This is a genomic window from Paenibacillus xylanexedens, assembly GCF_007680605.1.
GTDB lineage: Bacteria > Bacillota > Bacilli > Paenibacillales > Paenibacillaceae > Paenibacillus > Paenibacillus xylanexedens_B.
In genome coordinates this window covers 1-791 of record NZ_VEIO01000035.1, presented here as the reverse complement: position 1 = coordinate 791, position 791 = coordinate 1, and the positions used below count along the sequence as shown (strand labels likewise).

General features: G+C 48.7%; 1 protein-coding gene. It reads left to right on the top strand.

Translation table 11 applies throughout. The features are described from left to right. Positions 1-791, top strand: a 791-nt coding sequence (locus FS818_RS28235) for a condensation domain-containing protein (protein WP_260989998.1), incomplete at both ends; no start/stop codon positions are given.

The window sequence follows — 791 nt, the reverse complement described above, 5'->3', positions numbered from 1 at the left end:
GCTTCAACTACTTAGGGCAATGGGATCGGGAGATGAATGCCGGGGCGATGTCCATGTCTGGGCTGTCTACTGGATTGTCAATGAGTCCGCAGTCGGAGCGGGTTCATGCGTTGGACATTGCAGGGAATGTAATCGCTGGAAAGCTGATGCTGAGCTTGACATACGATAAGCAGGAGTACGAGGAAAGCACGATGCAAGGACTGCTGGACAACTACAAGAAGCAGTTACTTTCGATCATCGAGCATTGCATGCAGCAAACGGAGCGGGAGCTGACCCCGAGCGATGTGGGTAGCGTATCAATACCACTCGCCACTTTCGATAAACTTCGCAAGCAACTGGTGAGTAACGATACTGGTGGACTGCTTTCCATCTATCCGTTGTCTCCAATGCAAGAAGGGATGCTATTTCAGGCATTGAGGGAACCGAAGTCATCTGCGTACTTTGAACAAGTATCGTTCACCATTCAAGGGACGTTGCATGAATCCTATCTGGAGAAGAGCCTTTCTCTTCTGATGGAACGGTATGATATCTTCCGAACAGTGTTTGTATACGAGGCATTAGAGAGGCCGCTACAGATCGTACTGAAAAAGCGCAATCCGTCGATCGTTTTCAAGGATTTCACAGGGGTACCGGAAGATGAGATCAAGTGCAAAGTAGAGCGATTCAAGCAATCGGACCGGGAACAAGGATTCGATCTGACGAATGATGCTTTGTTACGGATTACTGTATTGAAGACGGGGCAGAGCCAATATGAGATCGTATGGAGCCACCATCATATTTTGATGGACGGC